This is a genomic window from Dyadobacter sp. CY356 (assembly GCF_021440195.1).
GTDB lineage: Bacteria > Bacteroidota > Bacteroidia > Cytophagales > Spirosomataceae > Dyadobacter.
This window is the reverse complement of sequence record NZ_JAJTSZ010000002.1, coordinates 1,207,523-1,222,334: the sequence shown is the minus strand read 5'-3', so window position 1 is coordinate 1,222,334 and position 14,812 is coordinate 1,207,523. Positions and strand designations below refer to the sequence as shown.

At 40.6% G+C, this 14,812-nt stretch carries 11 protein-coding genes; 4 read left to right on the top strand and 7 right to left on the bottom strand.

Annotation, left to right across the window (positions count from 1 at the left end):
• Positions 1-23: 23 nt before the first annotated feature.
• The 5 genes from LXL81_RS11500 to LXL81_RS11480 form a co-directional block, all read right to left on the bottom strand.
• Complete coding sequence (locus tag LXL81_RS11500; protein ID WP_234646927.1) at positions 24-359, bottom strand: response regulator receiver protein; 336 nt, start codon at positions 357-359, stop codon at positions 24-26.
• Positions 360-363: 4 nt separating this feature from the next.
• The gene (locus LXL81_RS11495; protein ID WP_234646926.1) at positions 364-945 is read right to left on the bottom strand and encodes a nitroreductase family protein; all 582 of its coding nucleotides are present in this window, start codon (positions 943-945) and stop codon (positions 364-366) included.
• 183 nt (positions 946-1,128) lie between these two features.
• Positions 1,129-2,004: a pirin family protein gene (locus LXL81_RS11490; RefSeq protein WP_234646925.1), complete on the bottom strand. Its 876-nt coding sequence runs from the start codon at positions 2,002-2,004 to the stop codon at positions 1,129-1,131.
• Positions 2,005-2,230: 226 nt separating this feature from the next.
• A complete protein-coding gene (locus LXL81_RS11485) occupies positions 2,231-2,809 on the bottom strand; it encodes a Crp/Fnr family transcriptional regulator (RefSeq protein WP_234646924.1) in 579 nt (192 codons plus the stop codon).
• Positions 2,810-2,914: 105 nt separating this feature from the next.
• Positions 2,915-3,430, bottom strand: a complete 516-nt coding sequence (locus LXL81_RS11480; RefSeq protein WP_234646923.1) for a hypothetical protein — start codon at positions 3,428-3,430, stop codon at positions 2,915-2,917.
• A 525-nt stretch (positions 3,431-3,955) separates the two neighbouring features.
• Here LXL81_RS11480 and LXL81_RS11475 point away from each other — a divergent pair.
• The 4 genes from LXL81_RS11475 (at position 3,956) to LXL81_RS11460 (ending at position 11,009) form a co-directional block, all read left to right on the top strand.
• Positions 3,956-4,621 carry an NAD(P)-dependent oxidoreductase gene (locus tag LXL81_RS11475; RefSeq protein WP_234646922.1) on the top strand — a complete coding sequence of 222 codons (666 nt, stop codon included), beginning with the start codon at positions 3,956-3,958 and terminating at the stop codon, positions 4,619-4,621.
• Between the two features lie 159 nt (positions 4,622-4,780).
• Positions 4,781-5,191, top strand: a complete 411-nt coding sequence (locus LXL81_RS11470; RefSeq protein ID WP_234646921.1) for a hypothetical protein — start codon at positions 4,781-4,783, stop codon at positions 5,189-5,191.
• 226 nt (positions 5,192-5,417) lie between these two features.
• Positions 5,418-9,752, top strand: coding sequence for a CusA/CzcA family heavy metal efflux RND transporter (locus LXL81_RS11465; protein ID WP_234646920.1), 4,335 nt, complete (start codon positions 5,418-5,420; stop codon positions 9,750-9,752).
• 60 nt (positions 9,753-9,812) lie between these two features.
• Entirely contained in the window at positions 9,813-11,009 is a 1,197-nt protein-coding gene (locus LXL81_RS11460) for an efflux RND transporter periplasmic adaptor subunit (protein ID WP_234646919.1), read from the top strand.
• A gap of 228 nt (positions 11,010-11,237) precedes the next feature.
• Here LXL81_RS11460 and LXL81_RS11455 read toward each other — a convergent pair whose 3' ends face one another.
• Together LXL81_RS11455 and LXL81_RS11450 are read right to left on the bottom strand one after the other, a co-directional pair.
• Positions 11,238-11,897, bottom strand: a complete 660-nt coding sequence (locus LXL81_RS11455) for an outer membrane beta-barrel protein (RefSeq protein ID WP_234646918.1) — start codon at positions 11,895-11,897, stop codon at positions 11,238-11,240.
• Between the two features lie 258 nt (positions 11,898-12,155).
• Entirely contained in the window at positions 12,156-14,753 is a 2,598-nt protein-coding gene (locus tag LXL81_RS11450) for a TonB-dependent receptor (RefSeq protein ID WP_234646917.1), read from the bottom strand.
• Positions 14,754-14,812: the final 59 nt, after the last annotated feature.

Sequence of the window (14,812 nt, the reverse complement as noted above, 5' to 3'; positions counted from 1 at the left end):
ACATTGAACTGGGACAAGAAAAATCAGGAATTCAAATTTTTTAAATCATTACGTTGTGAAAGCGCATATATGATTTCATTACTCAAAAGACCGCTTCCTCCACCGTAATGCTGAATGACAATAATTTCAGGATCTTTTTCTGTAAAAGTTTTGCGGAGTACTGCTTCGCTGGCTTCTTCAATACCACCACATAAAAGGATGATATCAAACTTTTCTTCTTCAAACAATGCAATTGCTTCTTCATCTGTCAGCGCCCCCCTGGCAGTCCAGTTTTCGCTTTTATTGATGATGCGCAAAACGGTTTCCAGTATTTCCTCATGTCTGCCAATCGCCAGAATATTTACTTTCACAGTTTCCATAATCTTATGCGTTTTTTGAAAAAACAAACTCACTCAAAGGTTTGCGGACACGTGGCGCAAGTTCTCGTGACTTAAATGGTTCTTCCAATTTCTCAGCTTCATCCAGATAACCCAAAGCAATAACAGCAACCGGCAATTGGTTTTCGGTCAAACCAAGGGTTTCTGAAATTTTAGTATTGTCAAAGCCACCCATCATATGACTGTAAATATTCAATGCGGATGCCTGCAAAAGCAAATGTGCATTGGCCATACCTAAATCGTGCAGAGCAGTTACGTTTTCGGCCTGGTTTGCTTCATAAGTTTTTCTGGCTACCGCAACAATTAAAATATCTGCATGTTGTGCCCAGGGCTTATTTCCGGCAGCCAGACTTTCTGCGATTTGTGCAAATCCATCGTTTCCTTTGGATGCGTAATAATATTGCCATGGTTGTTCATTATTGGCGCTTGCAGCCCATCCGGCAGCTTCCAGGATTGTATGAAGATCCTTTTCAGAAATTACCTTATCAGAAAAAGAACGTGGACTCCATCTGTTTTTAATCAAATCAAGCACATCGTGCTTTGTGTTTGCAATTTTAATATGACTCATAGATTTGGCTATTAGCGGTTAGGCGTTAGCGGTTAGTTTTGTGATTCCGACCTTAATAGGCGGATAAATTATTTATAATATTGATTGATCGGGAATTAGCGTTGGACTATTACTTACACTTCTAAATTAGCCAGATCACATAACCAAGCTATTTAGCCAATAGCTAACGCTAAAAGCCAATCCCTAAACAGACATGGGTACTTCCATTAAAAGCACCTCCGCATCCTGCGAGTTTGATTTGATTGAAATGCTGTTTGTATCCCAGATTCCAAGTCCGTCACGTTGATTCAGATCGTTGTCTTCAATCGTGATATCACCTTTTAATACAAAAGCGTAAACACCATTTGCAGGATTTTTTAATTTGTATTCAATGCTGAAATCTTTATCAAATTTGCCCATATGAAACCAGGCATCCTGATTAATCCACACACCTGCATCATCCGCATTTGGTGACAAAATCTGTTGTAAATTGTTATGTCTGTCTTCTACATTCAGCGTCAGCTGATCATATCTTGGCGTAACATTTTTGGTTTTTGGGAAAAGCCAGATCTGTAAGAATTTAGCATCCAGATCTTCATTTTTGTTGTATTCACTATGGAAAATTCCGGTTCCCGCGCTCATCACCTGTATATCCCCATGTTTGATTACGGCCACATTATCCATGCTGTCTTTGTGTTCGAGATCGCCTTCCAATGGAATTGAGATAATTTCCATATTATCATGTGGATGTCTGCCAAAACCTTTTCCACCATCAACACGGTCATCATTCAAAACACGCAGCACACCAAAATGCATACGATCAGGGTTATAATAATTGGCAAAACTGAAAGTATGATGACTATCCAGCCAGCCATGACTTGCATGTCCGCGGGTATCTGCTTTATGAAGTACCGTATTTGCTTTCACTTTTGATTCAGTATTTGGTAAATGATTAAAACCAATCACGTCCAGTTCTTTCAATTCGTCAATATCGTTTTTGATAACATTTCCAACAGAAGCCGACGCAACGAACATTCCAGTTCCCATCAGGCCTTTACGGATAAAATCTTTTCTTTCCATGATTTATAGTCGTTTACCGATTTAATGATACAAATTTCGCTATTCGGAGAGCGGCCTGCATTGAACCAGGACAAGAAAATCAAAATCTGAAAACTTTTTGATCTGTTAAAATTTCCGTTCCTTGTCAATGTGATCCTCTCGTTTTCTGCAATAAATTAATAATACAAAGGAACAGCTCCCGCGATGCGGAAACATTGAACTGGGACAAGAAAGAGGAAAATGTAAGTTATTTTTTGGCAAGTTTGGTTCTTACCTTACTCAGAAATTCGGCGGAAATGCCCAGATAGGAAGCTATATAATGTTGCGGAACACGCTGAGGTATGGTGGGATAACGTTTGATGAAATCAAGATATTTATCCTGTGCACTAGTAGCAATGGTTTTGAAAAGTCGTCCCTGCAAACTGGAAAGATTCCGTTGTACCAGAATCCGGAACATTCTTTCAAGTTGTGGGACATGAGACAGCAGCGACTCTTTGGTTTGTGGTGTCAGAATTAAAAGTTCACATTCTTCCAAAGTTTCGATGAACATATTACTTGGTTTCTGATCATGGAAACTGGCAATATCACTAACCCACCAGTCTTCAATTGCAAATTGCAAAGTAACTTCAAAGCCGTTTTCATCAATATAATACATGCGGATGCAGCCCTTATTAATGAATGCTTCAAAGTTACAGATTTCGCCTTCGTGCAGCAAAATCGTCTTTTTGGGATATTTTTTATATTGAAGGATTGAATTGAAATAGGCTAATTCTTCGACCGTCAGGTTCGCGTGATTGATGATATACGTATTGATGCGGTCGAACATTGGGCTCATAAATAATGTATGCAAATGATTTTTCAAAATGCCAGGCAAGGGTTGAAATCCGGCCTGGCATTGGTATTGTTTTAATATGTCATGTCAAAAAATTGATCAGCCTTTTTTTGGCGCGCAAATTCTTACTTCAAATGTATAAGCCCATACAACTTCTTTTGCAAATTGTTCTCCAAACAATTCAGGAGTTCTGTGGTCAACCTCAGCTTTTAAATCAAAATTGACGCCGAGATTTTTAAATGGCTCAACAAAATATGGTTCGTTGGTAACGATATAGGAAACCGGGATTTTATCTTTTGGTCCTTCGAAATCTTCGATCAGAGCCTCTCCGTCTTGTTTTTCAACTAGCCAGGCATAAAAAGCATCATACAATTTCTCTGCAAGATCTTCCGCCGGGTTGCCCACAGCAGCTTTGCAGGTGATTATCTCAAATGATTTAGTCAGAACATTATCCGGCATTTCGTATAATTCGTAACCAACAGGGCCATCCGAAATTTTACCGTTTGACTCTGCACCCGCACTTTTGTTATATAAAATCCCAACAGCCTGATCCAATACTTCTATAAGCTCTGCATTGGTTGCATTACTTTCAAAACCTTTCAAATAGCGACTCATAATCAATATATTTTTTATCTTAATAATTTCCAGGGCTCGATTCTCATTTTTATTTCCAAGTCAAAAGTAAGTGCCTAATCACTGCTGTGCAACCCTGATGCTGTGTTTGGATTATTTGGTACAAGAAACAAGTTGTTTTGGTAACCGACAATTGTGGGTTTTGGGTTCCTGTTATCTACGTTAAAAAGGTGGAAATGTAAAAAGCTAATCATAATTTAATTTTCCGCGGGTTAAAACCTATGGGCAGAAAATTGGTTTTGTTTTCGGTATTAAACAGGTGCAGAGCACAGAAATATTTATAGAAATTGAAGTAAGGCAATTATCGTCCAAGGTGCGGGGCACCGCAATAATTGACGTCAAACAACATAATAACTTATGACTTAATTAATCGTTACATTTGTCTCATTCAAATGTCATTGTAAAATATCGAAACCAACAGAAGCAGGTCATAAGACTTCTTCAAATCCGTGTTTTCAACGTGAAAATCATGGTGAGACCTTGTATTTCATATTTTACAAAAACAAAATGAATCAACATATAAAAATAGCCGTGCTTGGCGGCGGGGGGAGAACAGGGCAATATCTTGTTAATCACTTACTCGAAAAGGGGTATAGCTTAAAAATCCTTTTAAGAAACCTTCCTATTTCGGATGAATCTTCTGATCCATTTATTTTAAACCTTTCCAATCCGCTTGTTGAAATAGTCACAGGAGATGCTGTATGTTTTGATGATATTAAAAGATTACTTTTTGATTGTCAGGCCATTATAAGCACAGTCGGGCAAAGACCTGGTGAGCCAATGGTAGCAAGTTCAGCCACTGAGAATATTCTGAAAGCGATGAATGAGTATGGAATCCATCGGTACATTTTGGTAGCTGGCATCAATATCGACACCCCTTTTGACAAAAAAGGTAGTCAGACAAAGGCGGCAACGGAATGGATGAAAAATACTTTTCCGGAAATTCATACAGACAGAGCAAAGTCATATGATTTATTGACCAAAAGTGATGTCGAATGGACTTTGGTTCGTCTTCCGATGATCGAATATTCCGATGAGATATTGGCAGCGCAAGCAAGCATAGTGGATTGTCCCGGTGCCGGGATCAGTACTAAAAATATTGCTATTTTTCTTGAAGAACAGCTTTCTGATAAAACTTACATCAGAAAAGCTCCGTTTTTATATAATATTTAAAGTTTAGCCAATGACGGGATTGTTTGATCCACTTAAACAATCCCGTCATAATTTTGAATATAAGAAGTACTTATTGCATTTATTTGAGCTGATAATTGACTTGGAGTAAAAAAATATATCTTTGATTATTGGTAAGACAAGTATAATCCCACATTTGCCTTGATACGTATCTTCGCCTGTTTATTAAGTTTTCACATTTTGCTTGGCAGCTTTCTACCTTCAATGGAATGCTGGGAGGAATTGAGCCGCCTTCCGCAGCTCATGAAGCACTTTGAAAAACACAAGCAGGAAAGTCAGGGGCAGATATCATTCTGGGGTTTTATGCAGATGCACTATGCAACCGCTTCACAGCATGCGCAGAATGCTCCTGATTCGGAAAAAAATCAGCATGAATCACTTCCTTCTTTGAGTGGCCATTCGCTGCATTCCTACGTAATTACCCAATTTCATTTCATAGCTTTTTCAGAGCCTTTGGTTACTGAATTTCAGGAAAAAGATGCCTTTTGGTGGAATAATCTCTATTCATTTCAACACCAGTCTTCATTATTAAATCCGCCCAACTTCGGCTGATCCGGCTTCCATTCCATTATTCCTGTTTTTTATTTTATTGTCTGATGACAGCAATGAGCTGCCACAGAAACCAGCTTTAATAAGTTTTTGACATAATTGATATCTAAAAAGGAAAGTCGTTAAAACGATCAATTTTCAAGATTGAAATTATTGAAACCGCTTAATTCAAGCCTGTTTTTGTTGGTATTTGAAAATTGTCACCATCAGTGATTAATACCAATTTTTTATGTTTGACTCAATAATCCGTTTTAGTATACGGAACAAATTGATCGTAGGCCTTATGGTTTTAGGCCTGATCAGTTGGGGGATTTATGCGCTTTCAAAACTTCCGATTGATGCCGTCCCCGATATTACCACCAATCAGGTTGTGGTTTTGACACAAACACCCGCACTTGCGGCTCAGGAAGTTGAACAATATATCACGGCACCGATAGAGCTCAGTCTTACCAATGTACAGGGCGTGGAGGAAATTCGTTCGGTTTCCAGACTGGGATTGTCTGTGATAACGGTCGTTTTCGACGATAAGATGGATATTTTAAAAGCCAGACAGCTCGTAGGCGAACAAATTTCGCTTGCCGCACAGGATATTCCCAAAGAATTCGGATCACCCTATCTGGCGCCGATTACTACCGGACTTGGTGAAATTTATCAGTATACACTTGTTCCTCAGCCGGGATATGAAAGTCGCTACGATCTTTCGGAGCTACGGACTATGCAGGACTGGATTGTCAAACGGCAACTCACCGGAATCCCTGGTGTGGTAGAAGTCAGCAGTTTTGGTGGATTTGTTAAAGAATATGAAGTCAGTATCAATCCTGAGAAACTTCGTGCGGCAGGTGTTACAATTGGCGATGTATTTACTGCGGTAGAAAAAAATAACAGCAATACGGGCGGTAGTTATCTCGAAAAGGATAGCCAGTCATATTTTATTCGCGGGGAAGGGACGGTAAAAAGTCTGGATGATATTGGCAATATTGTTATTAAAAGTGTGAATGGCGTTCCGTTGAAAGTCAGTAATGTGGCAAGTGTCCAGTTTGGTCACGCGGTGCGATATGGCGCCATGACGCGAGATGGGAAAAGTGAGGCAGTTGGTGCTGTGGTGTTGATGTTGAAAGGTGCCGATGCTGACCGGACTGTAAAAGCGATTAAAGAAAGAATGGCGCGGATTCAGAAATCTTTACCTGAAGGCGTCAAGATAGAATCGTTTATTGACAGGGCAAAACTGATTGATAAAGCCATCAAAACCGTCCGAAATAACCTGCTAGAAGGCGGACTGATCGTTGTTTTTGTTTTGGTTTTACTGTTGGGAAGTCTCAGAGCAGGCCTGATTGTCGCGTCCGTCATTCCGCTGGCTATGCTTTTTACTTTTGGTATGATGCATACTTTTGGTGTTTCGGCCAATTTAATGAGTCTCGGCGCAATCGATTTTGGGCTTTTGGTGGACGGTTCCGTGATTGTTGTGGAAGGCGTTATGCATTACTTACAAACCCATTTTAAAACCGGAGACAAGCTTTCACAACGACAAATGGACGATACCGTTCAGGTAAATGCGTCCAAAATCCTTACGTCTGCGGTTTTTGGACAAATCATTATTCTCATCGTTTATCTTCCAATTCTTTCACTTTCAGGTATTGAAGGGAAAATGTTCCAGCCGATGGCACTTGCGGTGAGTTTTGCAATTCTGGGTGCGTTGATTCTGTCATTTACTTATGTTCCGATGGCATCATCATTATTCCTTTCTTCAAAAATCAATAATGAAAGGAATTTTTCGGATCGTCTGGTTAACAAATTATACAGTTTTTATCAACCCTTGATTCAGGGTGCTTTGTCTTACAGAAAAGCTATCGTTGGTGCTTCGCTAATTCTATTGGTGGGGAGTGTTATGCTTTTCGGTGCACTTGGAGGAGAATTTATTCCTCAGCTGGATGAAGGTGATATTGCCATTGATTTACGCATGCCGACCGGAACATCTTTAACCGAAACAATTCAGGCTTCCTTAAAAGCGGAACGTGCTTTGTTGAAAAATTTTCCTGAAATCCGTCAGATCGTGGGCCGTATCGGCGCATCAGAAGTGCCCACAGATCCAATGCCGGTAGAAATGACAGATCAGATGATCAATCTTAAAGATCGTTCGGAGTGGACTTCTGCACATACCCGTGAAGAACTTTCCGAGAAAATGAATAAGGTTTTGGAAAGGGAAGTGCCTGGTGTGATGGCGGAATTTACACAGCCGATCCAGATGCGTTCCAATGAAATGATCACAGGTGCACGCTCAGATGTTGTTGTGAAAATTTATGGTGATGATCTGAATAAATTGTTTGAACATGCCAATGACTGTGCCGCATTAATCCAACCCATCGCGGGCGTCGCGAGTTGTCGGGTTGAACCTATTGTTGGTTTGCCGCAAATTAAAGCGTCATACCACAGAGATCGTCTGGCTCAGTATGGCCTTGACGTTGCTTCCATTAATCAACTGATAAAAACTTCTTTTGCCGGAGAAACTGCCGGTGTTGTTTTTGAAGGAGAGCGTCGGTTTGATCTGGTAATTCGTCTGGATACTTTGCACCGGACGGACTTGAAGGATATAAGAAATTTGTATGTAACAGTTCCAAACGGAGGTTCAGTTCCGCTGGGCGAACTTGCGGATATTACCTATGAAGAAGCACCTGCACAGATATCCCGCGACAATACAAAACGCAGAATTACAATCGGTATCAATGTTTTAAACCGTGATGTTGAAAGTGTTGTAAATGATATCAAAGCAAAAATTGAAAAAGGTGTAATACTGACTCCGGGTTATTATTACTCTTATGGCGGACAATTTGAAAATCTTCAACAGGCACGCCAGCGGCTTTCCATCGCCGTTCCGATTTCACTATTACTGATTTTTGTACTGCTTTATTTTACGTTCAAAAGATTAACCGAAGCACTGATCATTTTTACAGCTGTTCCACTTTCTGCAATTGGCGGGATCTGGGCATTGTGGGTTCGGGATATGCCGTTCAGTATTTCGGCAGGTGTAGGTTTTATCGCACTTTTTGGGGTAGCAGTTCTGAATGGAATTGTTCTGATCAGTTATTTTGATCAGCTTGAAAAAGAAGGAATTGGCTCCCTCCGTGAACGAATTATTTCTGGCGTTAAAGCCCGTTTCCGTCCGGTTATTATGACCGCAGGCGTGGCTTCGCTGGGATTTTTGCCGATGGCATTGTCAACATCGGCAGGAGCGGAGGTGCAGCGGCCATTGGCAACCGTCGTTATTGGGGGTTTAATTACAGCCACTTTGTTGACACTCATTGTACTTCCTGTTTTATATAGTCTGGTTAAAGAACGGGTTGAGAAAAGAAAAAGAGCAAATCATGCGGTCGTGATTGGCATGATCACACTTTGCTTTCTATTTGCCAATATTCCCACGCGGGCTCAGCGAATTATTTCTATGGACCAGGCGGTTCAGGAAGCCACAAGCCAGAACTTATTGGTGAAATCCGGAGAACTGATTATTAACAGGCAACAGGCGCTGGTTGGTGCTTCTTTTAATCCTGCCAAAACGGATGTTGATGTTCAGTATGGACAAACTCAGGCAAGAAATAATGATTATACTGCGACGGCTATTCAGTCCTTTGCTCCGATCAGTGTATATAAAACCCAGAAAAAACTTTCGGAAGCCAATGTGCAAAGTGCCCGTTATCAACTGGATGCTGACAAATGGCGGTTAGGTAATGAAGTCAGACGCGCTTATTATCAGCTTGTTTATGATCAGAAATTGCTGAAATTCCTGACAGAGCAAAGTGAGCTTTACCGACAGTCGGCTCGTGCGGCAGATGTCCGTTTCAAAACTGGTGAAACCAATCGTCTCGAACAGGTTACAGCTGAAAGCAGGTATCAGAATTTGTTACAGCGCATCAGGAGTTCACAGCGTGAACAGCAGATCCACTATGCTTCACTGCGCCTTTTGCTTCATACAAAGGATAGTATCCAAATTGATTCCGGTACAGTTTTTAAGAAAATTTCAAGTCGTCTGATCGCGAAGAGTCTTAGTCCCGACTTGAACCCTTCCCTGGGCATTTTGCAGCAAAATATTACAAATAGTCAGCTGCAAACACGTCTGGAACAGCGCAATACTTTGCCCGACTGGCGGGTTGGTATTATCAATCAGTCTATTGCAAAAGATAACAACTATAATGTGGTGCATGCCGGACTGTCTTTTCACATATTTACAAAAGCACAAAAGGCAAAAATTCAATCGGCGAAAATTCAGGAGCAGGTGAACGAAACACAGCTCGCAGCTGCCAAAGAACAGCTAAGTACGGAACTGGATGTGATGGAAACACGTCAGCGAAACCTGGCTGCAACTTTACAATATTATGAAGAGCATGCACTCCCACAGGCTGATCTTATAAGGCAGACTGCCTTGTCTACTTTTAGAGGCGGAGAAATCGGTTATCTGGAATTTTTCGCGGCCATTCAGCAAGCTTATCAATTACAGGAAGAATATCTGATCAACGTGCTTGACTATGATTTTAACCTGATCAGGATTGAAGAGATTACCGGAGAAGAGAAGTAGTTGAAAATTATGTATCGCATTGCTGGTCAATAAATAAACCTTAGTTATTCACGCATTGAAATGAAAAAAATAAAAAATATTACCAGAAAAGGACTTCTATATACTGGATTAATTTCTACTATCTGTTTTGGCGGAATTTCCTGTGAATCAAAAACGGAGGAGGCGGAAGTTGATAAGAAAAAAACCGTCGTTGATACCTCCCGGATTGATCTGATCACTTTAACCCCGCAGCAATATTCATCCATCGGAATTCAGCTCGGAACCGTTAAAAACGAAACGGTAAGCGACGAGGTGAAAGCCAACGGAATAGTTGAACTTCCTCCTGAAAATCAGGCGACACTAAGTTTGCCGGTAAGCGGGAAAATAAGTTATATGAAAGGGATTCCCGGTCAGGCAGTTCATAAAGGTGAGCTTCTGGCGACGCTAGAAAGTTTTGAATTTATTCAGTTGCAGCAGGATTATCTTCAAAATGCCAGTCAGCTTGCTTACCAGGAAAAAGAACTGGAACGCCAGCGCACTTTAAGTACTGAAAATGTAGGTGCAAGAAAGAATTTTGAGCTTGCCCAGGCAAATCAACGCTCGACCAAAGCTTTATTGCAATCATTGGAAGCAAAATTGAAAATTCTCGGACTTTCGATTGCCACCCTGAATACGAAGGGAATTACGCCATCAGTTCGTGTGGTTTCTTCTGTGAATGGTTACATCACTGCCGCAGACGTAAATCTGGGAAAGGAAGTAGCAGCGGGACAGCCAATTTTTGAAGTGGTTGACAAAAGTGATATGCATATTTCACTGACTGTTTTTGAACAGGATGCTTCAAAAATAAAGAAAGATCAGGTTGTTATGGTTCAATTTAATGACGGTACTAAACCGGTGCAGGCTAATGTGATGATGGTTGGAAAAGTACTGGAAGGAGAAACGAGAACGTTGAACGTTCATGCCCATATCAAAGACAGAATTCAGGAAGCCAGACTTGTTCCGGGTGCTTATGTAAATGCAAGAATTCAGACCGGAAACCGTCCTGCTATTATGGTTCCGGCGGCCTCTATTGTCAGAAAAGGTGCAACTGGTTTTATTTATATTGAAGAAAAATCAAAAGAATTTCGCCGGATCCCGGTTCAGATTGGCACAGCCGCAAAAGAAGATCTGGTAGAAATTATTACCGACAAAAACCTGGACGGACAGCAGCTGGTTGTAAAGGGCGCGTATTTAATTGATGCTGAATTTGCGAAAAGGAGCGAGCCGGTGTCGGAATAATTTTTTGATCAGATTAAATAAATTAAAGATTCCCAAAAGATATAACGCTAATGCAAGCTTTGTTTCGCTCGTATGCATTGGAATTGTAGAAAAAATTATCCTAATGACAAGAAATTTTAAATAGCCGGAACTTATCTCCATCGGAGATTCCTGTTTATAGAAATTTGAATCTATGCGAATGGTATGGCTCCTTCGGAGCCTCCTGTTCAGCATAGATCGAGAATTTTCCTAAAACGTTATCCCCGTGGTAATCTGAATATTTCGTGTTTTGATATCAGAGTAATAATAAGAATCCTCTCTCATTTCTTTCATTTGGGATGTTCCAATGCCTTCATTGATACGAACGGTAATGGGAATACTAATTTTTCCAATTTCAAATTCAATACCTGCGCCGGCCACTAATCCAATAACATTCTGTGTTACTTCTGGTTGGAGATCAATGATTCTTTCCCCACTAAAACAGCCGTATAATTCACATATATTACCTCTATTTTCTACCTTGAAATCTGTTCTGTAACGAACATTCACCCCTGCTTCTGCAAAGGGTCGGATTTTGCCGGAAGTAAATGAATATCTCAAAAGAAGTGGAAGATTAATGGCCTGACATTGGTAGATATCAGTATCGCCGCGATCTTCATTCGTTCTTTTGTAACTGCTCCAATTGGGTTGAGCATGGATTGAAAATCTTGATCTTTCGGGTTTGAATGCATAACTGACATCAATGCCCAAAACAGCACCTTTGATGTTAGCGAGCGATTCATATTGGAAAGTTTTTCCAATAATCTGCGTACCGCCCAAGATGCCGAAATGAAATTGCTTTTGTTGTGATTGTGCGTATAGCAAGTTTGTGAATAAAAAGTAGACAACAAATGTGTATAAATTTTTCATAACGCTGCAAGTGGTTGCTTATAAGCTGATGACACCAGAACAGTTTTTTAGTTGCAAGGGATCTTAATATTTTATTGAAAATTGGACCGGAAAAATTCGATTTCGACCAATATGGATTGATGTATTCATTAACGAAAAAGACTTCAACATGTCAAATCATAAAATGTTCTTGCGTGTAAAAGAAGAATGCTGCACCGATCCGAAATCCGGACCTGGCACAGCATTCTTTATAGCTTTCGAAAAAATTGTGCTTAATTATTAAAACCTGAATCCTAATCTGGTAAATAGAAAAGCACCATTACTTCCCATTTGAACAGGATCCCATCCACCACCAGATTCGGTCAGATATGGTTTTGACATATCTGGATACACATTCAGGATATTACTTCCTCCAACCGACAAGGAAAACTGTTTGCTGAATTTGTAATTAACAGTAACGTCGGTCTGGATTTTTGGCTTATAAACGTCGGTGTATTGTGCCGGTGTATAGTCCTTACCTGTTTCAGGATCCGTTGATCCATAATTCCAGTTGGTCAGTTTTATTTCTCCGAAACGGACAAATCTCACCATCAAACTCAACTTGCTAACGGTATAGTCAAGCGTCAGGTTAATCTTCGAAGGAGGTGCAGAGGCAAGTACAAAACTGCGTTCTCTCTGGTTAAAATAGGTATCTTCTTTTCCCGCCAGTTTTGGACTGGTATTGATCGGTCCCAGTTTCATCCAGTTAAAATTAGAAGCAAGTGTCGTACTGAACCGGCCTCTGCCCAAAGGTGTTGAATGTGCGATAATGACGTCAATTCCTTTGGTTGTTGTGTAAGAAAGTGCATTGGTAAAAAACTGAGCCTGACCAACATTTAAGGATTTTAAAAGTGGCCCGATCGCCTCATCCTCATCACTGAACTGTCCTGTTAAAACAACACGGTTTTTAACTTTTACATAATATCCATCCACCGTAACCGACAACGCAGAAGCTTTTGGGGTCACCGTAATACCCAAACTTGCATTTTCTGATGTTTCCTGTTTAAGTTGTGGGATTCCCAGAGCTTTGGTTACAGCACTGTTATTATTTGCCAAAAGCACCTGAACTGCTTGTCCGTTTACGAAATTGGTGAAGGTAGAATTGAAATATTTCTGGGCAAGAGATGGCGCCCGGAAACCTGTACTAACAGACCCGCGAATGGCGATGTCGTCTGTCAGTTTATATCTTGCACCCAATTTACCATTCAAAGTACTACCAAAATCACTGTAATTTTCGAAACGTGCTGCGGCATCCACCAAAAGTTTTTTGGTTATATCTGCCTCAACATCCAGATAAGCGGCAGCGTTTGAACGGCCATGATTGGTTACATCCACAGGGCTGAATCCCGGAAAACCCTGGGAGCCACCTGCAAAATTCTGATCATAGGTTTTATAAGATGCCTCTTCGCCTGCGAAAATCTTGTAGCGTTCCATCCTGTATTCGCCACCAAAAGCTACGTTCAAACCGCTAAATATACTTTTATAATTCCGGGTAAAATTCAGATTTGTTACATTCTGGCCCAACTGAAAACCACCGGCATCAAAAGATGTAGGAGATTGCAATCCAAGCGAAGTGTTCAATGAATTTTTTACTGAAAAATGGAAACGGTTGAAACCATAGGTATTACTTAAATCAATATCCCACTGTTTCCAAACGCCACGAATTCCAACTGTTGCAGCATTATCGGTGATCTTGCTGGCGATGATCGGATCGAATCCGTTTGGATAAATCGCAGGAATATTTTTCACATCATCAGCAAAACGGGTCCATGCATAAGCGTCACCGTTTCGTGTATTATGGCCGCCGAAGCTGTAAACCTGTATGTTTTTGCCTAATGGAATTTTTGCGTTATAATAAATCGCAGCATTTTTCATCTGCGGATCACCATACTGTCTGCGGCTGATTTCGTCAATCGGACTCGTATTAGCGCGGTTGGTATGGTCGCGGAAATTATAATCTGCTGTTACATTCAAAAATCCTGTTTTCGCGATTTTTACACCATAATTCAGATTAACATTGTAATTCTGTCCGTCGAATTTTTTGTCGTCATAACGATACTTTGCTTGATACATGCCGGCGTTTACATTCGCAGTCAGCTGATTCACAGTTTCTTTTAAAACAATATTAATCACACCCGCTATCGCATCCGAACCATATTGCGCAGCTGCGCCATCTCTTAAAATTTCAATTCTTTCAATAGCAGCGGCAGGAATTGCGTTCAAATCAGTTCCGGTATTCCCGCGTCCTCTCGATCCAAACAAATTCACCAATGAAGATTGATGACGTCTTTTTCCATTGATCAATACCAAAGTCTGATCCGGTCCCAAACCTCGCAGTGAAGCCGGATCCACGTGATCTGCGCCATCCGAACCAGTCTGTCTGTTTGAGTTAAAAGAAGGTGCAGCAAATTGCAAAAGCTGGTTAACGTCCAGCTGTCCCTGTTTGGTAGTTACTTCCTGAATGTTGATGACATCAATCGGAGCCGGCGTATCAGTAGAAGAGCGATTCAGATTTCTGGAACCTACAACTGTAACCTGACTCAAAACTGTCGCATCCAGCAAAGTGAAATTCTGCGTTTCCTGGCCGTTAATTTCCTTTTCAATTTTGTTGTAACCAACATAAGTTACGATCAAAGTTGCGTTGGAATAACCAACCGACAGGGTGTAAATTCCACTGCCATCCGTGCTGGTGCCATTGCCGGTTCCTTTTTCAACTACCGATGCACCAATAAGCGGCTCTCCTTTTTCGTCTGTTACTTTTCCTGTTATTTTCAATTTCTGGGCGAAAGTGGAAAGCGACAGCAAAATGAAAAATAGCGAATAATAAATTTTAGTCATTTGATGAAATTTTAGTAATAAATCGCGCAAAATAAAATAATAAATTTTACACATTATGA